This window comes from Nocardioides cremeus, from assembly GCF_030518195.1.
GTDB lineage: Bacteria > Actinomycetota > Actinomycetes > Propionibacteriales > Nocardioidaceae > Nocardioides > Nocardioides cremeus.
Window position 1 is genome coordinate 29,668 of record NZ_JAULSC010000010.1, and the last position, 19,597, is coordinate 49,264.

General features: G+C 73.5%; 17 protein-coding genes. 9 read left to right on the top strand and 8 right to left on the bottom strand.

Annotation, left to right across the window (positions count from 1 at the left end; translation table 11 throughout):
• The first annotated feature begins 19 nt into the window (after positions 1-19).
• From QWJ41_RS11535 to QWJ41_RS11560, 6 genes are all read left to right on the top strand, one after another.
• Positions 20-1,450, top strand: coding sequence for a DUF3375 domain-containing protein (locus tag QWJ41_RS11535; protein WP_302708354.1), 1,431 nt, complete (start codon positions 20-22; stop codon positions 1,448-1,450).
• 15 nt (positions 1,451-1,465) lie between these two features.
• Entirely contained in the window at positions 1,466-2,032 is a 567-nt protein-coding gene (locus QWJ41_RS11540; RefSeq protein ID WP_302708356.1) for a DUF4194 domain-containing protein, read from the top strand.
• Between the two features lie 13 nt (positions 2,033-2,045).
• A complete protein-coding gene (locus QWJ41_RS11545; RefSeq protein WP_302708358.1) occupies positions 2,046-5,426 on the top strand; it encodes an ATP-binding protein in 3,381 nt (1,126 codons plus the stop codon).
• Positions 5,419-6,579, top strand: coding sequence for a Wadjet anti-phage system protein JetD domain-containing protein (locus tag QWJ41_RS11550; protein ID WP_302708359.1), 1,161 nt, complete (start codon positions 5,419-5,421; stop codon positions 6,577-6,579). Before QWJ41_RS11545 ends, QWJ41_RS11550 begins: the two co-directional genes overlap by 8 nt.
• A 103-nt stretch (positions 6,580-6,682) precedes the next feature.
• On the top strand, positions 6,683-7,234 hold the full coding sequence (locus QWJ41_RS11555) for a hypothetical protein (RefSeq protein WP_302708361.1): 552 nt from the start codon (positions 6,683-6,685) through the stop codon (positions 7,232-7,234).
• Positions 7,235-7,284: 50 nt separating this feature from the next.
• Positions 7,285-7,866, top strand: coding sequence for an RES family NAD+ phosphorylase (locus QWJ41_RS11560; RefSeq protein WP_302708362.1), 582 nt, complete (start codon positions 7,285-7,287; stop codon positions 7,864-7,866).
• 25 nt (positions 7,867-7,891) lie between these two features.
• On the opposite strand, the gene QWJ41_RS11565 is transcribed toward QWJ41_RS11560, so the two are convergent.
• Both QWJ41_RS11565 and QWJ41_RS11570 read right to left on the bottom strand, forming a co-directional pair.
• A complete protein-coding gene (locus QWJ41_RS11565) occupies positions 7,892-9,061 on the bottom strand; it encodes a hypothetical protein (protein ID WP_302708364.1) in 1,170 nt (389 codons plus the stop codon).
• A gap of 45 nt (positions 9,062-9,106) precedes the next feature.
• Positions 9,107-10,534, bottom strand: a complete 1,428-nt coding sequence (locus tag QWJ41_RS11570) for an MFS transporter (protein ID WP_302708366.1) — start codon at positions 10,532-10,534, stop codon at positions 9,107-9,109.
• 51 nt (positions 10,535-10,585) lie between these two features.
• Between QWJ41_RS11570 and QWJ41_RS11575 the strand changes: the two genes are divergently transcribed.
• Entirely contained in the window at positions 10,586-11,566 is a 981-nt protein-coding gene (locus QWJ41_RS11575; RefSeq protein ID WP_302708368.1) for a hypothetical protein, read from the top strand.
• A 53-nt stretch (positions 11,567-11,619) separates the two neighbouring features.
• Here QWJ41_RS11575 and QWJ41_RS11580 read toward each other — a convergent pair whose 3' ends face one another.
• From QWJ41_RS11580 to heR, 4 genes are all read right to left on the bottom strand, one after another.
• Positions 11,620-12,387 (bottom strand): tyrosine-protein phosphatase, encoded by a 768-nt coding sequence (locus tag QWJ41_RS11580; RefSeq protein WP_302708369.1) that lies wholly within the window; start codon positions 12,385-12,387, stop codon positions 11,620-11,622.
• Positions 12,384-12,746 carry a hypothetical protein gene (locus tag QWJ41_RS11585; RefSeq protein WP_302708370.1) on the bottom strand — a complete coding sequence of 121 codons (363 nt, stop codon included), beginning with the start codon at positions 12,744-12,746 and terminating at the stop codon, positions 12,384-12,386. Before QWJ41_RS11585 ends, QWJ41_RS11580 begins: the two co-directional genes overlap by 4 nt.
• Positions 12,747-12,848: 102 nt before the next feature.
• Positions 12,849-14,747, bottom strand: coding sequence for a translational GTPase TypA (gene typA, locus QWJ41_RS11590; RefSeq protein WP_302708372.1), 1,899 nt, complete (start codon positions 14,745-14,747; stop codon positions 12,849-12,851).
• Between the two features lie 204 nt (positions 14,748-14,951).
• On the bottom strand, positions 14,952-15,752 hold the full coding sequence (heR, locus tag QWJ41_RS11595) for a heliorhodopsin HeR (protein WP_302708374.1): 801 nt from the start codon (positions 15,750-15,752) through the stop codon (positions 14,952-14,954).
• A gap of 162 nt (positions 15,753-15,914) precedes the next feature.
• Here heR and QWJ41_RS11600 point away from each other — a divergent pair, with 162 nt between their 5' ends.
• Positions 15,915-16,385 carry a PPOX class F420-dependent oxidoreductase gene (locus QWJ41_RS11600; RefSeq protein WP_302708376.1) on the top strand — a complete coding sequence of 157 codons (471 nt, stop codon included), beginning with the start codon at positions 15,915-15,917 and terminating at the stop codon, positions 16,383-16,385.
• 64 nt (positions 16,386-16,449) lie between these two features.
• Positions 16,450-17,835, top strand: a complete 1,386-nt coding sequence (locus tag QWJ41_RS11605; RefSeq protein ID WP_302708378.1) for a protealysin inhibitor emfourin — start codon at positions 16,450-16,452, stop codon at positions 17,833-17,835.
• 73 nt (positions 17,836-17,908) lie between these two features.
• Here QWJ41_RS11605 and QWJ41_RS11610 read toward each other — a convergent pair whose 3' ends face one another.
• Both QWJ41_RS11610 and QWJ41_RS11615 read right to left on the bottom strand, forming a co-directional pair.
• Positions 17,909-18,598: an aspartate/glutamate racemase family protein gene (locus QWJ41_RS11610; protein ID WP_302708380.1), complete on the bottom strand. Its 690-nt coding sequence runs from the start codon at positions 18,596-18,598 to the stop codon at positions 17,909-17,911.
• Between the two features lie 174 nt (positions 18,599-18,772).
• Entirely contained in the window at positions 18,773-19,540 is a 768-nt protein-coding gene (locus QWJ41_RS11615) for an SDR family NAD(P)-dependent oxidoreductase (protein WP_302708382.1), read from the bottom strand.
• Between the last annotated feature and the right edge of the window lie 57 nt (positions 19,541-19,597).

A 19,597-nucleotide genomic window follows, 5' to 3' on the forward strand; every position in this document is an offset into this window, starting at 1 on the left:
GTCGTCGAGGAGGGTGAGCGTGGACATCGACGAGATCCGTCTGCTCGCCGACACCCACCCGGCCTGGCGCCTGCTGCGTGCCCGTAACGCACCGCTGGTCCTGGGGTTCCTGGGGCGCGTCTTCGTCGAGGAGAACTCCGGCGCCCTGGCGCAGTCCGAGCTGACCGGGTCCCTCGAGGACTTCCTGCACGTCGCGAATGCCGGGCGGGGGGCCGAGCAGCAGCACACCGGTGACGCGAAGGCCTATCTCGACGACTGGTCGGCGCCGGAGGCCGGCTGGCTGCGACGCTTCTACCCGGCCGGCGTCGACGAGGTCCACTACGACGCGACACCGGCGCTCGAGAAGGCCTACGGCTGGGTCACCGGCCTGCGAGCCCGCAGCAGCATCGGCACCGAGTCACGGCTGCACACCCTGGTCGACCTGCTGCGCCAGATGGTGCACGGCGCCGAGGTCGATCCCGCGACCCGGCTCGCCGAGCTGCGCCGCCGTCGCGAGGAGACCGACCGCGAGATCGCCGAGGTCGAGGCCGGCCAGGTGCGGGTGCTCGACGGCGCCGGGCTCCGCGAGCGCTACCAGTTCTTCTCCAGCACCGCCCGCGAGCTGCTGGCCGACTTCCGCGAGGTCGAGGAGAACTTCCGGGCACTCGACCGGGCCGCCCGTGAGCGGATCGCCACCTGGGAGGGCGCCAAGGGCGAGCTGCTCGCCTCCCTCGTCGGCGACCGCGCCGACATCGCCTCCTCCGACCAGGGCCGCAGCTTCCAGGCGTTCTACGACTTCCTGCTCTCCCAGGACCGCCAGGACGAGCTCAGCGACCTGCTCGCGCGGGTCCAGGGCCTCGACGCCGTCGACGTCGAGCCGCGGGTGCGGCGGGTGCACCACGACTGGTACGACGCCGCCGAGCGCACCCAGGCCACCGTGCGCAGCCTCTCCGAGCAGCTGCGCCGCTTCCTCGACGACCAGGTGTGGGTGGAGAACCGCCGCGTCCTCGACCTGGTCCGCGCCATCGAGGCCGCCGCCCTCGACGTGCGCGCCGCGCCCCCGACCATCGGTCTCGAGGTCGACGAGCCCCAGCTCGCGATCGCGCTGCCCTTCGAGCGCCCGCTCTACGACGTGCGCCCGCCCAGCCAGGTCGACTCCGAGCTGCCGGCCGCCGAGGTCGACGACCTCGACACCACCGCGCTCTACGACCAGACCTTCGTGGACACCGCGCGCCTCGCCGAGCAGGTGCGCACCGTGGTCCCCCCGCGCAGCTCGGCGCTGCTGCACGAGATCATCGAGCTCTACCCGCTGCGCGACGGGCTCGCCGAGCTCATGGGCTACCTCGCCCTGTCCGAGGAGGACCTGGCCGTCGAGCTCGACGAGCGGCGCGAGGTCACCGTGACCTGGCACGACGACGAGCTCGGCGAGCGCGGCGTACGGATGCCGGAGGCGACGGTGCAGCGACGGTGAGGCGAGGATGAGGCCATGAGGAGCGAGTCGGAGCTGGCGGTCTCCACCGCCGTGATCACGCTGATGCGCGGCGTGGTCTACCGCGAGAGCCACGAGGCGGTGTGGCAGGGCCTGCTGCGCCACGGCGCACCCGTGCGCGACCACTTCGCGACGATCGGCGTCGACGTCGTGCTCGACGAGACCGAGGGCTACGCCTACCTGCGCTCGCGCGACGAGGAGGACGCACTTCCCCGCCTCGTGCAGCGCCGCAGCCTGTCCTACCCGGTCAGCCTGCTGCTGGTGCTGCTGCGCAAGCGGATGGTCGAGTGGGAGTCGACCAGCCAGGAGGCGCGGCTGATCATGAGCCGCGAGCAGATCGCCGAGATGGTCTCGCTGTTCCTGGCCGACAGCCCCAACCAGGCCCGCCAGCTCGACCAGGTCGACGCCACCATCACCAAGGTCGTCGACCTGGGGTTCCTGCGTCGGTTGCGCGGGCAGCGCGACGTCTTCGAGGTACGACGGATCCTCAAGGCGTACGTCGACGCGCAGACCCTGGCCGACTTCGCGGGCCGGCTCGAGGAGTACCGCGGGGGCGTGTCGTGAGCAGGTGCGGGCGATGAGCGAGGCACTGTTCTCCGCCGTCGAGCTCGGTGGGGGCGAGCAGCGGGCCGGCTGGCGGCTGCACCGGCTCGAGGTGCTCAACTGGGGCACCTTCGACGGGCGGGTCTGGAGGCTGCGCCTCGACGGCGAGAACACGCTGCTCACCGGCGACATCGGCAGCGGCAAGTCCACCCTGGTCGACGCGGTGACGACGCTGCTGATGCCGGCGCACCGCATCGCCTACAACAAGGCCGCCGGTGCCGAGGCGCGGGAGCGCTCGCTGCGCAGCTACGTCGAGGGCCACTACAAGTCCGAGCGGGTGGAGAGCAGCGGCACCTCGCGTCCGGTGGGGCTGCGCGACCACCGCTCCTACTCGGTGGTGCTGGGTGTCTTCGCCAACGACGACGTCGAGCACCCGGTGACCCTGGCCCAGGTCTTCACCCAGCGCGAGCGCACCGGCCAGCCCGAGCGCTTCTTCGTCACCGCCGAGGCCGGGCTGGGCATCGAGACCGACTTCGCCGGCTTCGGCAGCGACCTCAACGCGCTGCGCAAGCGGCTGCGCGACGGCGGCGCCCAGGTCGACAAGGACTTCCCGGCCTACGGGCGCCAGGTCCGCCGACTGCTGGGGATCGCCTCCGAGCAGGCGCTGGAGCTGTTCCACCAGACGGTGTCGATGAAGTCGGTCGGAAACCTCAACGACTTCGTGCGCACCCACATGCTCGAGCCCTCCGACGCCGGCGACCGGATCGCCACGGTGGTCGCGCACTTCGAGGACCTCACCCGCGCCCACGACGCCGTACGCCGCGCCGAGGACCAGCTCGCCGCCCTCGACCCGCTGCTGGTCAACTGCGACAAGCACGCCGCGCTCGAGACCGAGCGGCGGGCCGCCGGTCGCCAGCGCGACGCCGTCGGCCTCTACTTCACCGAGCGCAAGGCCGAGCTCCTCGAGGCGACCGGTGCCGACCTCGAGAGCACGCTGGTGGGGTGTCGTCGCGACGCCGAGGACGTGCGGGGCCGGCTCGAGGAGGCGCGCCGCCAGCAGGGCCGCCTGATCGGGGAGCGCGCCTCCGCCGGCGGCGACCGTGTCAGCGAGCTCGAGCGGGAGGCCGAGGAGCTGCGCACCCTCGCCGAGGCGCGCCGCCAGCGTGCCGAGCGCCACCACCGGCTGCTGGAGGCCGTCGGGCTCGCGGGCGTCGACGGACCCGCCTCCTTCGCCGAGCGGCGCGACGAGGTGGCCGCGGCGTACGACGCGACCAGGCCGGGGCAGCGCGCCCTCGACGTCGAGCTGGCCGAGGTGATGGGCCACCGCTCGCGGGCACGCGAGGAGGCGGGCGAGGTCGAGGCCGACCTGGCCAGCCTGGCCGGGCGGCACACCAACCTGCCGCGCGCCAGCCTCGAGCTGCGCCAGCGGATGTGCGCCGAGCTCGGGATCGAGGCCGAGCAGGTGCCCTTCGTCGGTGAGCTGGTCGAGGTCCGCGACGAGCACGCGGTGTGGCGCGGCGCGGCCGAGCGGGTGCTGCGCGGGTTCGGGCTCTCGCTGCTCGTGCCCCAGCAGCACTACCGCGAGGTCGCGGCCTGGGTCAACGCCCACCACCTGCGCACCCGGGTCGTCTACCACCGCGTGCCCGAGCGGCAGGTGCGCCTGCAGCCCGAGCCGCCCGTGGCGCACCTGCGGCTCGTCGACACCCTCGAGGTCGAGCCCGGCCGCTTCGAGACGTTCCTGGAGCGCGAGCTGGTCCGTCGCGCCGACCACCGCTGCGTCGACTCGCTGGCCGAGCTGCTCGAGGCCGACAAGGCCGTCACCGTCGAGGGACAGGTGCGCCAGGGCAGCCGGCACGAGAAGGACGACCGCTCGCGCGTCGACGACCCGCGCTCGTGGATCCTCGGCCGCTCCAACGCCCGCAAGGTCGAGGCGCTGGAGGCCGCGCTCGACGAGGTGCGGGCCCGCCTCGCCGGTCTCGACCGGGACGTCGAGACGGTCGAGGCCCGCCGCGACGACGTACGCCGCGCGGCCGAGGCGCTCAGCAGCCTGACCCAGTTCGACTCCTGGGCCGAGCTCGACGCCGCCACCCCCGCGGGGCAGGCCGGGGAGGCCGACCGCCAGCGCGAGCGGCTGCTGGCCGGCTCGTCGCGGCTCGCCGAGATCGACCGGGCGCTCGTGGCCGTCGATGCCCAGATCGCGCAGGCGGAGAAGGAGCGCTCCACGCTCGAGAACCGGCTCGGCGGCCTGGAGTCGCAGCTCGCGCGCACCGTGCGCCGGCTGGAGGCAGCGCGGGGCCAGGTCGAGGACGCCGGTGGGGTGCTGGTCGCCGCGCGCGAGCAGTACGCCGGCCTCGCCGCGCGCCTGGGCGCGCCGGTCGTCGACCCCGACGACTGCGACCGGGCCGCCCGCGACGCGGCCGAGGGGCTGACCCGCTCGATGGACCGGCTACAGCAGCAGATGAACGGCATCGCGACGACCGCGCAGCAGCAGATGACGGCGATCAAGCACCAGTGGCCGGCGGTGACGACCGAGATGGACGCCTCGATCGAGGCCGCGTCGGAGTTCCGGGCGTTCCGCGACCGGGTCCGGCGCGACGACCTGCCGCGCTTCGAGCAGGAGTTCAAGCACCAGCTCAACACCAACACGATCCGCGAGCTGGCCGGCTTCGCCACCTGGCTGCGCCGCCAGGCCGACGACATCCGCGACCGTGTCGAGCAGATCAACGACTCGCTCGGCGCCATCGACTACTCCCCGGGCCGCTTCATCCGGCTGGTGGTCGAGCCGACCGTCAACACCGACGTCCGCCAGTTCCGCGACGACCTGCGCGCGGTGACCCGCGGAGTCCTCGAGGGCGACAGCGACCAGTACTCCGAGCAGCGCTTCGTCGACGTCAAGCGGATCATCGACCGCTTCCGCGGTCGCGAGGGCCACGCCGAGGCCGACCGGGCCTGGACCCGGCGGGTCACCGACGTGCGCAGCTGGCACACGTTCTCGGCGGCCGAGCTCGACCGCGAGAGCGGGCAGGAGTGGGAGCACTACCGCGACTCCGACGGCAAGTCCGGCGGGCAGAAGGAGAAGCTGGCCTACACGATCCTGGCCGCCTCGCTGGCCTACCAGTTCCGTCTCGAGTGGGGCACCACGAGCTCGCGCGCCTTCCGCTTCGCGGTCATCGACGAGGCGTTCGGGCGCGGCTCCGACCTCTCCACCCGCTACGCACTGTCGCTCTTCGGCCGCCTCGGGCTCCAGCTGCTGATCGTCACCCCGCTGCAGAAGGTGCACGTCATCGAGCCGTACGTGCGCTCGATCGGCTTCGTCGACAACCGCGACGGCCGCGAGTCGCGGGTGCAGACGCTGAGCATCGAGGAGTACCGCGCCCGCCGGGAGGCCGGCGGCGGGTGGGCAGCGCGTGGCTGAGTGGTCGACGCCCGACGACGTGGCCGCGCGGCTGCGGCCGCGGTGGCGCTCGGGCGAGCTGCTGCGCGCCCGTGCCGAGGGTCGGCCCTTCGAGCCGGTCGAGGTGCGGCTGCGCGGTCCTCGCGCTCGCGAGCTGGGCGCCGACCTCGAGCGGGTACGCCGCTGGGCCGAGCGCCTGGAGCGGGCGGCGCCCGGTCGCTACGAGCTCGTCCGCGAGCCCGTCGGGGTGCGCACGGTGGGTCGCAACGAGCTCCCGGCGCGGGCGGTCGTCACCGGCTACGAGCAGGCGTGGCGACTGCTGGACGTGGCCGACGAGGCCGGACGCCACGCGCGGCTGGTCGGCCTGCTCGCCGGAGATCCGGACCTGCGCTCCTGGGCGCTCGCGCAGCCGCACGCGGCGCTCGGCGTCGAGGAGGCGCACTGGCCGGGGCTGCTGGCGGCGCTCGAGTGGCTGCGCGCGGCGCGCGGATCGGGGCGCTTCCTGCGCGAGGTCAGCGCCCCCGGGGTGGACACCAAGCTCGTCGAGCGCCACCGGGGTCTCCTGGCCGCGGTGCTGGGGGTGCCGGGCGCGGCCGACGAGTTCGTCGAGGCGCTGGGCCTGCGGGTGCGATCCGCGCGGGTGCGGCTGCGGCTCGGCGAGGCGCTGCTCCCGGGGTCGTCGTGGGCCGCGCTGCGCGACGTCACCGCGCCGGTCGAACAGCTGGCTGCGCTCCCGGTCGCGCCCGCCGCAGCGGTGGTGCTCGAGAACGAGACGACGTTCCTCGCCGCCCCCCTGCCACCGCGCGGCGTCGCGGTCTTCGGTGAGGGCTTCCGGGTCTCGCGCCTGGGGTCGCTGCCCTGGTTGCGCGACGTGCCGGTGCACTACTGGGGCGACCTCGACACCCACGGGTTCGCGATCCTCGACCGGCTGCGGGCCTGGTTGCCGCAGACCACCTCGTTCCTGATGGACCGCGACACCCTGCTGGCCCACCGCGAGCGGTGGGGGAGCGAGCCGAGCCCGACCACCGCGGCGCTGACGCGGCTCACCGACGCCGAGCAGGCGACGTACGAGGACCTGGTCGGCGACCGGTACGCCGACCGGGTGCGACTGGAGCAGGAGCGCATCGACTGGGCGTGGGCGCTCGAGCGCTGGCCGGACGGCACAGCCGGCTGAGAGCGGCGGACCGGGCCGCCGCGGCGTCATCGCGCATGCGTTCCGTGCATGCTGTGGTGCTGCACGAAACGCATGGCTACACTAGATGCTCTGGAGGTGGGCGATGGCGACGCACGCACGCACGGCCGACGACGATCTCGTCGAGTTCAGGGGTGAGGCCGACCGACTGGCGCGGGTCCACGAGGAGATGCTGGCGTCCGTGGCTGCCCTGGGTCCTGCGATGCACGCCGTCGCCCGCGGGGCGTCGCCCCAGCTGGCGCGTGCCACCCAGGCACAGGAGAACCTGTACGACCGCATCGATGCGCAGTTCGGGCTCCTCGACTCGGCAGCCGCGGGGCGGCGACTCGGCTCGAGCGCCGGGCGCCCCGGCAACGCCGCCCTCCAGGCGCGTGCCGAGGGGAGGCTGGTGGCTCTCAAGCGTGGTGCCCGCCTCTACTTCCCCGGTTTCCAGTTCGACGCGGACGGTCGCCCGCTCGCGGTGATCGGCGACCTCGTCCAGACGGCCGCGGCGGCGGGCCGCTCCGAGCGTGGCCTGGTCGAGTGGCTCGGCAGCCCGAGCAGCTTCTTCGACGGGGTCCCGCCTGCTGCCTACCTCGCTGACGACCCGACCGCGGTGGCGGAGGCGGCCAGTTCCGCGTTCGGAACCGCCTGGTGAGGGCTGCTCGCCGATCCCTGCCCCGACCGCCCGACCCGTTCACGCCCGCGGTGTCCGTGCTGCGCGCCGGGACACGTCTCTACCGGGTCCACGACAATGCGTTCACCGTGGCGCAGTTCAACCCCGGTGTCGGAGGGCCGTCCCGGTTCGCCTTCTTCGGCGACCCGGTGGTGCCGGTCCTCTACACCGCGATGAGCGAGGAGGCGGCGGTCGCGGAGACCCTGCTGCGCGACGTGCCGGCCACCGGAGGCGTGCTGAGCCACGACGACTACGCACGCCGGGTCATGGGTCGCCTGACGGTGCAGCGCGACCTGCGCCTGGCGGCCCTCCACGGACTGGGGCTGCGACGGCTCGGTGTCACCGACACCGATGTGGTCGACGTGCACGGTCCGGGGGTCTACGCCCAGACCGTCCACTGGGCGCGCGCGGCGCACGCGGCCGGTTACGACGGGCTCGAGTGGATGTCGAGCCGGTGCAACGACACGCAGGCCCAGGTCATCTTCGGGGACCGGGCGGGCGACGCCCTCGCCCAGGACCCGACGTACGGCCGGGTGCTCGCAGTCGGCACGGACTTCAACTGGTTGGTGGACCTCTGCGCCCCGCTCCGTGTCGACGTCATGCCACCGTCCTGAGCGACGCGCTGTGCTCGGGACGCGCTCAGCCGGCCGCCTCGCCCGCGGCGTCGCACCAGACCGCCATCTCCTGGCAGCGGGCGCGGGCCAGCGGGGGCACGGCGGCGGCCAGGTCGTCCCAGGCGAGCAGGTGCTGTGGCGTCGCGAACCGCGCCAGCCGCTCGTGATTGAGCAGCGGGTCGAGCATCAGCTCGGCGATGCGGTGCCGGTGGTCGAGCACCCGCTCGGGGTGGTCGCGGGCCATCCGCAGGGCCGTGGCGACGGCCTGGCCGACGAGGGTGTCGGGTCGCTGGTCCGGCCGCTCGCCCATCGGCAGGCCGAGCAGCGAGACCCACGAGCGGTGCGGCAGGTCGGCGGTGAGCGACGCGTCGGGCTGCAGCGTGCACCCCGCGGGCAGGCGACCACTGGCGATGCGGGTGCCGAGGATCTCCGCCCACCCCGGAGGCCTGCCAGCGACCGCGGCAGCGGTCGGCTTGTCGACCACGAGCGGTCGGCCTTCGAGCACCAGACCGGGCTCGTCGTCGATCGGCACCAGCCGGCCCAGCACGTAGGCGCCCTCGGGCACCTGCTCGCCGAGCCCCAGGTCGAGGACCTCGCGGGGCGCCCCGGTGCGCGCGTCGTGCAGGGTGCGCACCTCGTCGTCGACCCCACCGACCCGGTAGCCGCCCATCGCGGCATGGCTCCACCGGGTCACCGGCCCGGCGCGCTCCACGAGCCCAGGGGCGAGGCCGACGGGTGGCGGGATGGGCAGGAGCAGGTCGTGGAGCCCGCGGAGCTCGTAGACCTCGAGCTGGCGCACCATCCAGTCGCGGCCCCACAGCTGGGAGGTCGCCTGCTCCGGGTAGGTGAGGTCGAGCGCCTCGAGGTCGACCCCGTGCGGGTGCGCCAGGGCCATGCCGGCCTCGAGGGCGAGCTTCGAGCGGTGCTGGTCGACGCTGTGGCGACGCGCCACCACGGTCAGCCAGCGTGCCACCAGCCAGCCCGGTGCGTCGTCGCCGAGCGCGGCCAGCACCTCCAGCTGATCGCCGTAGGTGGAGTCGCGGAACATCGGCACCTGCCGGTAGTGGCGCAGCGCCGCGGCCCAGTCGCCGCGGCGCTCGGCGGCCTGGGAGGCGGCGAACGCCTCGTGGTGCTCCGGCGACATCTGGCTCGCGATGGACCGGTAGGGGCGGGTGGGCTTCGGGCATCGGCTCATGGCCCGACCCTGCTCGCCCCGCGGGCCCGGTGGCGGGGGGCACGTTCAGCCTGTGGAGAGCGGCTCGTCGAGGGTGACCTGTGGACGAGGAGTGGCCCGGTCCAGCACCACCGCGCCCACCCCGGCCACCACCCACACTGAGGCCAGGGTCAGCAGCGCGGCCCGGAACCCGCCCGCGCCACCGCCGTACGCCGCGACCAGCGCGATGCTCAGCGCGCTGCCGACGGTGAAGCCCAGGTAGCGCAGCACCTGGTTGAACGCCACCGCCGAGCCGGTCTCGGCGCGCGGCACGTGCGGCACCATCAGCACCGCTAGGCTGGAGAAGGTGAACCCCGATCCGGCGCCGCCGAGGGCCATCACCACCAGCGCCTGCCACAGGTGGTCGTGGAAGAGGCCCAGGCCCAGCGTCGCGGCCAGGAACATGGAGCAGCCGATGGGCAGCAGCCAGCGCGGCCCCAGCCGGCGGCGGACCTGGGTGGCGAGCTGGTTGCCGAGCACGCTCATCAGGGAGTAGGGCACCAGGATCAGCCCCGCGACCAGCACCGAGCGGTCGAGCCCGAAGCCCGGCTCGTCGGCGCGCACCAGCACCACCACCAGCGTCAGCAGCGCGTACATGCCCAGCCCCGCGACCGCCGCCACCAGGTTGGGCGCGGCGATGCCCGGTCGGGTCGCCAGGCGCAGGTCGACCAGCGGGGTCGGGCTGCGCAGCGTCGCGCGCACCCACACCGCCAGGCCGAGCACCCCGACCACGGCCAGGCCCAGCACCCGCGCGGACGTCCAGCCCCACACCTCGCCCTCGGTGACCGCGAGCAGCACCGCGAGCATCGCCACGCTCAGCAGCAGCGCTCCCCACCAGTCCACCCGCGCCGGGGTCTCGTCGGCGCTGCCGGGCAGGTGGCGCCACGCCAGCAACCAGGTCAGCCCGGTCATCAGCGTGCCCAGTGCGTACGCCGCCCCCAGCCCACCGAGCTGCGCCACCAGCGCGGTCAGCGGGTAGCCCAGCCCGGCACCCGCCACCGTCGTCACCGACAGCAGCGCTATCGCCCGGTCCTGCCGCTCGGTGCGCAGCGCGTCGCGGGCCACCGCGATCGCCAGCGGCAGCAGCGCCATCCCGACGCCCTGCAGCGCCCGCCCCGCGACCAGCACCCCGAAGCCCTCGCCCAGCGCGGCCGAGACCGCCGAGACCACCGTGCCGAGCGTCACCACGCCCAGGCCGACCAGGATCGTGGGCCGGCGCAGCCGCCCGCTCGCGAACCGGCCCACCACCGGGGTCGCCACCGCCCCGGCCAGCAGCGCCGCGGTCAGCGACCACTGCGCGGTGCCCAGCCTGACGTCGTACGCCGCCGCGACGCTGGGCACCAGCGGCGCGCCCAGGCTGCTGACCACCGCGGTGATCGTCGTCAGCAGCGCCAGCGTCGGCAGCAGCGCCCGCGACGGGACGGCGCCGACCTGCGGGACGGTGCGGGGGCTCACCACCCGAACCTAGGCGGTCGCTCCCTCATCAGGGCTCACTAGGGTGGTCGGGTGAGCCAGCCCACGTCGGACCCCGCGCTCGACCCGCACCGCGTCCAGGCCGAGCTCGAGGCGGCCCTCGAGGCCGCGGCCGAGCACGCCCGGCTGACCCACCGGCTGGCGGCCGCCGACGCCGAGCTCGCCGACGCCGAGGCGCAGGTGGCCGAGGCCCGCTCGCGGTTGGCCGACGAGAGCGCCGACGTGGAGCGCCTGGAGACCTTCAGCCCCACCCGCATCTGGGCCGGGCTGCGCGGCAGCCGCGAGTCCGACCTCGACCGCGAGCGCGCCGAGCAGCAGCAGGCCGAGTACACCGTCGCGGTGGTCGAGCTGCGCCGCGACCGGGCCCGTGAGGCGTGTGCGTCGCTGCGAGCGGCGTACGACGCGCTGGGCGACGTGGCCGCACGCCGCAGCGCGGCCCTCGACGCCAAGCAGGCGTGGCTGCTCGCGACCGGCGCGCCCCAGGCCGAGGAGCTGGCCCAGGTGGCCGCCGACCTCGGCGCGATCCGCTCCACCACGACCGAGCTGGGCGAGGCGCTTGAGGCCTGCGACATCGCCCTCGACACCCTGGCCCAGGCCGACAACCTGCTCAGCTCGGCGCGCGGCTGGTCGACCGCCGACACGTTCTTCGATGGCGGGCTGCTCACCGACATGGTCAAGTACGACCGGATGGACCAGGCGCAGGCGCTGATGCGCCGCGCCGACGACGCCCTCTCCGACCTGGGCGTCGAGCTCGCCGACGTCGGCATGGAGCCGGTCGGTGGCGTCGAGATCACCCAGCTGGTGCGGGCCTTCGACGTCTGGTTCGACAACATCTTCAGCGACTGGGCCGTGCGCGAGCGGATCGGCGAGGCCGCCGCCCGGGTCGCCGAGGCGCGCGGAGCCGTCGGCGAGGTGCGCCGCCGACTGGTCGACCGGCTGCTGCAGGCCGAGTCGCGTGAGGCGGTGCTGGTGGGGCGGCGTCAGGAGCTGCTGGGCACAGACGGTCCGGGATAGTCCCTGACCTTGCGCACCGCGACACGCGGGTCGGATGTGTGGAACGCCTGGGACTATCCCCGGTCCGGCCCCAGCAGGTGCCGCTCGAGACCCGCCAGCTCGGCGTCGGTGAGCCCGTGGGCGCGCAGGTAGGCCCGCGCCCCGCCGTACGTCTGCTCGACCAGGCGCAGGAAGCGCCGCATCGTCTCGGGCGTGGAGCCGAACGCTTCGGCGGGCAGCGCCGCCAGCCGCTCCTGGTAGGACGGCAGCCGCGTGAACTGCTCGCGCAGCAGCGGCATCGCCTGCTCGGTGCGGGCGTAGTCGGCGACCACGTCGTCCTCGTGCACCCCCACCGCGGCCAGGGTCAGCGCGACCGCGGTGCCGGTGCGGTCCTTGCCGGCGGTGCAGTGCGCGAGCACCGCGCTGCGCCCCGGGTCGCCCACCAGCCGCGCGAAGGCGACCAGCGATTCGGGGGAGTGCTCGGTGAAGCGCAGGTAGTGCGCGGCCACCCACTCGCTCTGATGGGCGGAGTCGAAGTCCCAGCGGGCCTCGCCCGCGTGCACCTCGAGGTGCTCGACCGCGACCGCGTCGAAGGCTGCGCTGGTGGCCTCGGCCGCCTCCTTCTCGCTGCGCAGATCGACCCGGGTCGCGACCCCGAGCTCGTCGACCAGCCGCGCCACCTGCTCCTCGTCGACGAACGCCGGCGTCGCGCAGCGCAGCAGCACCCCGGGCCGCACCGTGCGGCCGTCGGTGGTGCGCAGCCCGCCGACGTCGCGCAGGTTCAGCAGGTCGGGCGCGATGTCTGGGCCCATGTGGGAGGCGGGGGAGGGTGCGGTGCTCACGCCCCCGATCGTCCCTGGTCGGTGGTTGCCGACCGGCCCCCGGGTCGGCCGCTCGCGACGGCGGCGGCCAGCGCCGGCAGCAGCAGCACCACGCCCAGCAGCCGCAGGTAGCGCAGCGGCACCAGCAGGCCGTGCTCGTAGAGCAGGCGCCCCAGCCCCTGCGTGCCGAGCTCGACCGCGACCAGCTCGACGGCGTAGACGACCTGCACCGCGCCCCACAGCACTCCGCTCGCGACGAGGAACCACGCACCAGCGCGGCCGCGGCGCAACGCCACCAGGCCGAGCACCAGGACGCCCAGCGCCACCACGGTCTCGACGAGCAGGGGGAGGGAGGCCTCGAGGAAGAAGTCACCAGCCATGGCCCGCACCTTGCCACGCACGCCGCAACGGCGAGCGCCCCGCTCCCACGAGGGGAGCGGGGCGCTGCGGCGTACGGCGTCAGTGCCGGGCCGTTCCTGGGGTCAGGACTTGTTGGCCTTGCGCGCCTGCGAGGCGGTCTTGGCGCGCGAGTTGGCGTCGAGCACCACCTTGCGGATGCGGACCTGCTCGGAGGTCACCTCGACGCACTCGTCGTCGCGGCAGAACTCCAGGCACTGCTCGAGCGACAGCTTCTTCGGCGGGATGAGCTTCTCGAAGTTGTCGGAGGTCGCGGAGCGGATGTTGGTCTGCTGCTTCTCCTTGGTGATGTTGACGTCCATGTCGTCGGCGCGCGAGTTCTCGCCGACGATCATGCCCTCGTAGACCTCGGTGGTCGGCTCGACGAACAGCACGCCACGCTCCTGCAGCGACGTCATGGCGTACGCCGTCGCGGCACCCTTGCGGTCGGCGACCAGCGAGCCGTTGTTGCGCGAGCGGATCTCGCCGGCCCACGGCTCGTAGCCCTCGGAGATGTGGTGGGCGATGCCGGTGCCGCGGGTGTCGGTGAGGAACTCGGTGCGGAAGCCGATCAGGCCACGGGCGGGGACCAGGAACTCCATGCGCACCCAGCCGGTGCCGTGGTTGGTCATCTGCTCCATGCGGCCCTTGCGGGAGGCCAGCAGCTCGGTGATCGTGCCGAGGTACTCCTCGGGCGCGTCGATGGTCAGGCGCTCCACGGGCTCGTGGACCTTGCCGTTGACCTCCTTGGTGACCACCTGCGGCTTGCCGACGGTCAGCTCGAAGCCCTCGCGGCGCATCTGCTCGACCAGGATCGCCAGGGCCAGCTCGCCGCGGCCCTGTACCTCCCAGGCGTCGGGGCGCTCGGTGGGCAGCACGCGCAGCGAGACGTTGCCGATCAGCTCCTGGTCGAGGCGGTCCTTGACCAGGCGGGCGGTGACCTTGGCGCCCTTGACGCGGCCCACCAGCGGGCTGGTGTTGGTGCCGATCGTCATCGAGATGGCCGGCTCGTCGACGTGGATGAGCGGCAGCGCGACCGGGTTCTCCGGGTCGGCCAGGGTCTCGCCGATGGTGATGTCGGGGATGCCCGCGATCGCGACGATGTCGCCGGGGCCCGCGGACTCGCCGGGCTTGCGCTCGAGGCCCTCGGTGACCAGCAGCTCGGTGATCCTCACGTTCTTGGTCTCGCCGTCGCGCTTCATCCACGCGACGGTCTGGCCCTTCTTCAGGGTGCCCTCGTGCACGCGCACCAGCGCGAGACGACCCAGGAACGGCGAGGAGTCGAGGTTGGTGACGTGCGCCTGCAGCGGCGCGCCCTCGGTGTAGGTCGGCGCGGGGATCGTGTCGAGGATCGTCTGGAAGAGCGGCTCGAGGTCGGGGGAGTCGGGCAGCTCGCCGTTGGCGGGCTGGTCGGTGCCCGCGACACCGGCGCGGCCCGAGGCGTAGACGACCGGGAAGTCGAGCGCGTCCTGGCTGTGGCTCTCGTCGAGCAGGTCCATGAACAGCTCGTAGGTCTCGTCGACGACCTCGGCGATGCGCGCGTCGCCACGGTCGGTCTTGTTGACCACCAGGATCACCGGCATGTCGGCGTTGAGCGCCTTGCGCAGCACGAAGCGGGTCTGCGGCAGCGGACCCTCCGAGGCGTCGACCAGCAGCACGATGCCGTCGACCATCGACAGCCCGCGCTCGACCTCGCCACCGAAGTCGGCGTGGCCGGGGGTGTCGATGATGTTGATCGTCATCGGCTTCCCGCCGGCGGCCGGGCCGGCGTAGTGGATCGCGGTGTTCTTCGCGAGGATGGTGATGCCCTTCTCGCGCTCGAGGTCACCGGAGTCCATGACGCGCTCGGCCACACCCTCGGCCTGGTGCTCGGTGAACGCGCCGCCCTGGCGGAGCATGGCGTCGACCAGCGTGGTCTTGCCGTGGTCGACGTGCGCCACGATGGCGACGTTGCGGAGATCTATACGAGTGGTCTGTCCAGTCATGCGGGAGCGGCGTCGCTTTCGATTGACGAAACGGCCGGTTCCGGCCTCGACGATTCTACCGACGGCGGCGTCGTACGCCGATTCGTGCGACCTGCAGGAGTCCCCGGCCGACCGGGGACTCCGTCACTTGTGGGGTGTTGCAACCCCTGACAAGCGCAGGAGTACCCGGCTGGCCGGGGACTCCGTCACGCGTGTCAAACCGCCTCAGCCGGCCAGCGAGCCGCCGAAGATCTGCCAGGCCAGCAGGCTCTTGGCGACCAGGCTGAGCACCAGGTAGGCCTTCTCGCCGAAGGCGTAGGAGCGCCACGGGCCGACCTGCTTGTACTGCAGCCACTGGTTGACGCCGAAGCTCATGAAGAAGACGAACAGCGAGCCGACGATGCCGTAGACGAACCCGGGCACGGTGTCGGCGCCGACGGTGTTGACCACGATCGCGACCCACGGGGCGATGCCGGCCAGGGTGCCGAACCAGAAGGGCAGCATCGTCGTGTGCTCGCGCCCGGGCGGGTTCATCACCTCCTGGACCCAGCCGAAGAGGATCATCGAGACGTTGGCACCGATGATCGCGATCAGCGCCTCGATGCCGGTGATGCCGTTGTAGAAGGCGATCAGGATGATCATCAGCGTTGCGCTGACCGAGTACTCCACCCAGCGGAACCGGTTGATGCCGTTGTGCAGATCCTGTTCGTAGCGCCCGCGCAGCACCGTGCCGGTCAGTCCGTGGTCGAGCGCGGCGAGCAGCAGGAACGCCGCGATCGCCCAGCCGATGCGCACGTCGAAGAGCGCCTCGGGCGCCGGCGGCGGCGTACCGGGCGGGCCCTGCGGGAACGAGGAGGTGACGCTGATCGCGAAGCCGCTGGCCAGCACCAGCACCGCCACCGCCTGGGCGGCGTGCAGCACGGTGAGGCCGATGTTCCAGCGCTTGAGGGAGGCTAGGGCCTCGTCGGTGACGCCGCTGGCCACCGGCCGCTCCCGCTCGGGCGAGACGTGCTTCGCGTGCGTCATCGGACCACCAGCTCCTTGCCGTCCATCGCTACCTCGGTGGCGTCGCCACCGATGGCTCCCAGCATGGCCCCACGACCCACGTGTGGGGCATCGCTGCAGGTAGGCGCGGCGGTTCGCCCCGAGCCCCTTGCGGGTGGGCGGGGCATGGCTATCGTCGCGGGCATGGCCTCCATCGCGACCACCGACCGTGTCGACCTCGACGGGCTGCTGGAGTTCGTGCGGCCCCGCCACAAGATGACCTTGATGACGCTGCGCGCCGACGGCCGCCCGCAGGTCTCGCCCGTGACCGGCGGGGTCGACGCCGACGGGCGCCTGGTCATCTCGACGTACCCGCAGCGCGCGAAGGCCGCCAACCTGCGCCGGCGCCCCGAGGCCACGGTGCTCGTGCACTCCGACGACTGGGACGGGCCCTACGTACAGGTCGACGGCACCGCCGAGGTGCTCGACATGCCCTCCCGGGAAGCCGAGGACGCGCTGGTCGAGTACTTCCGCTGCATCTCGGGCGAGCACCCCGACTGGGAGGAGTACCGCGCCGCGATGCGCCGCCAGGGCAAGTCGCTGCTGCGGATCACCCCCGTCTCGTGGGGTCCCGTCGCCACCGGCGGCTTCCCGCCGGAGCGGGCGCCCGCCTGAGGGTCCCCCCGGACCTCCTCGTGAGGGTCTTCCCAGTGTCGGCGCCCGGGTGTTGGCTGGGCATATGACTCTCGGACCCCCGCGCGAGCCCCGCCACTGCTTCGTCCCGCCCTACCTGCAGCGGGCGCTGGGGTACGACGCCACCCTCGCCGTCGACGAGGCGCTGCGCGCGGCCCGGTTGGCCGGGCCCTCGCCGGCCGCGGCGCTGATCACCACCCCGGGCCTGCCGGCCTGGACCGTGCACGACGCCGGGTCGACCACCACGCTGCCCGGCCGCCCGGTCCGCGCGGCCGGCGTGCCCGCGGTCGGGGACGCCGCGGTCGACGAGGCCGCCACCGGCATCGCCGCCTCGCTGGCGCTGCTCGCCGAGGCGTGGGGCCGCGACTCCTACGACGGCGCCGGGGCGCCGGTCTCGCTGACGGTGCACTACGGCCGCGACTACGCCAACGCCTTCTGGGACGGCACCCAGCTGGTCTTCGGCGACGGCGACGGCGTCGTCTTCGACCGGTTCACCAAGCCCGTCGACGTGCTGGGCCACGAGCTCGCGCACGCGCTGACCGAGCACACCGCCGGACTCGTGTACGCCGACCAGCCCGGTGCGCTCAACGAGCACGTCTCCGACATGGTCGCGGCCTGCCTCAAGCAGCGGATGCTCGACCAGCGCCCCGACCAGGGCGACTGGCTGGTCGGCGAGGGCCTCTTCCTGCCCGGCGTGCAGGCCCGCGGGCTGCGCGACATGGCCCAGCCCGGCTCCGCCTACGACGACCCGCGGCTGGGTCGCGACCCGCAGCCCGGGCACATGGACGACTTCGTCGTCACCACCGACGACCACGGCGGGGTGCACCTCAACTCCGGCATCCCCAACCGCGCGTTCCACCTCGCCGCGCTCGCCATCGGTGCCGCAGACCCCGGGCCCCGGGGCACGACCTGGGCCGGGGCCGGCCAGGTCTGGTACGACGCGCTGACCGGCGGGCTCGTCGGCCCCCGCACCGACTTCGCCGGCTTCGCGGCCGCGACCCTCGCGACTGCCGGCGCGCACGCCGAGGCGGTCGCCGCGGCCTGGGACGCGGTCGGGGTCGAGCCACGGGCTGTCGCGCCGACCGGCGCCGGGACGCAGGGGACCTCGGGCGGCACCGAGCCGGGTGAGGGTGGGCCGGGTGCACCGCCCGCGACCGGGGTGGTGCGGGTGCGGCGTACCGGGGGGTTCGTGGGCGTGCCGGCCGAGGCCGACGTCGACCTCGCCTCCGACGACCCGCGGGTGCCCGAGCTGCGCGGCCTCGCCGCGCGCGTCGACGTCACCGCGGTCGCGGCCCACCAGCCGGCACCGCAGCCCGACCGCTTCGTCTACGACCTCGACGTCTGCGGCGACTGCGCCCAGGTCGGCGAGCAGGCGCTCACCCCCGACCTGGCCCGCCTCGTCGAGCTCGTGCTCGACCTGGGCCACCGCTGACCCGGCCCCAACTTCCCGCTGACCCGGCCCGAACTTCCCGCCGAGTCGGCCCGAACCTCCGGTCAGACGGAGGTCAGGCCAGGGCGCGGGCCAGGGCGGCCTCGACGTGCAGGCTGGTGGAACCAAGGATCGGGATGTTGGCGTCCGACTGGTGCACGAGGAGCTCGAGCTCGGTGCAGCCCAGGATGACCGCGCCGGCGCCGGCGTCCCACAGCTCGTCGATCAGCCCGACCACGGTGCGGCGCGACTTGGTGACCACGCGGCCGTGGCACAGCTCGTCGTAGATGATCCGGTTGACGGTCTCGTGGTGGTCGGGGTCGGGCACGTGCACCGTCAGCCCGCGCTCGCGCAGCCGGTCGGTGAAGAAGGAGCGCTCCATCGCGAAGGTGGTGCCGAGGAAGCCGACCTCCTTGACGTCGTTGGCCACGCAGGCGTCGGCGAGCACGTCGGCCAGGTGCAGCAGCGGGATGTCGACGGCCGCGGCGACCTGGTCGGCGACCCGGTGGAAGGTCGTGGTGCACAGCATCAGGAAGTCGGCGCCGGCGCGCTCGACGCCCTGCGCGGCCTCGACCAGGATCGCGGCGACGGCGTCCCAGTCCTCGGCCTCCTGCAGGGCCGTGACCTCCGCGAAGTCGACCGAGGTCATCACGGTGCGGGCCGAGTGGAGGTTGCCGAGGCGCTTCTCCACACCGGTGTTGAGGGCTTCGTAGTAGGCGGCGCTGCTCTCCCAGCTCATCCCGCCGATCAGTCCGATGGTCTGCACCGGCGCAGTCTCTCACGGCCGGACGAGCGGTCAGTTCTGCACCACCCACCGGTCAGTCCTGCACCGCCTACCGGTCGATCTCTTGCGCTGGCGGTGGATCTCGACACGCCTGTCACGGCCTCGTTCCTCGGCCGTGGGCTCGCTCGATCTCCACCGCACCAGACGTTCGCAAGCTCACGTCTGGCGGTGGACCTTGTGCTGGGCGGCTTGGGCGCGGGGGCGGATGACCAGCTCGTCGATGTTGACGTGCGGGGGGCGGGTGACGACCCAGGCGATGGCGTCGGCGACGTCCTCGGCGACCAGCGGCTCGGCGACGCCGGCGTACACGGCGTCGGCCTTCTCCTGGTCGCCCTCGAAGCGCACCAGCGCGAACTCGTCGGTGCGCACCATGCCCGGCGCGACCTCGCAGACCCGCACCGGCTGGTCGAAGAGCTCCAGGCGCAGCGTCTCGGTGACGACCTGCGTGCCGTGCTTGGCGGCGGTGTAGCCGGCGCCGCCCTCGTAGGCGATGCGGCCCGCGGTCGAGCCGACGTTGCAGATCACGCCGGCACCCGAGGCGATCAACGACGGCAGCAGCGCCTTGGTGACCTGCATCAGACCGATCACGTTGACGTCGTACATCGCGCGCCACTGCTCGGCGTCGCCCTCGGCGACCGGCGCCGAGCCGAACGCGCCGCCGGCGTTGTTGACCACCACGTCGAGGCCCGAGCGCCCGATCTCGCCGGCCAGCTCGTCGACCCGCGCAGCGAGGGCGGAGACCGACTCGGCGTCGGTGACGTCGCAGACGACGGCGGTGCCGCCGATCTCGGTGGCCAGCGCCTCGACGCGCTCGGCCCGCCGGGCCGCGCAGACCACGTGGAAGCCCTCCGCGCCCAGACGCCGCGCGGTCGCGGCCCCGATCCCGCTGCTGGCTCCGGTCACGACGGCGAGGGGGCTGCTCATGGGCCACATTGTGGCGCAGCCCCCGCGGGCCTGGGACGATGGGCGCCGACCAGTTGA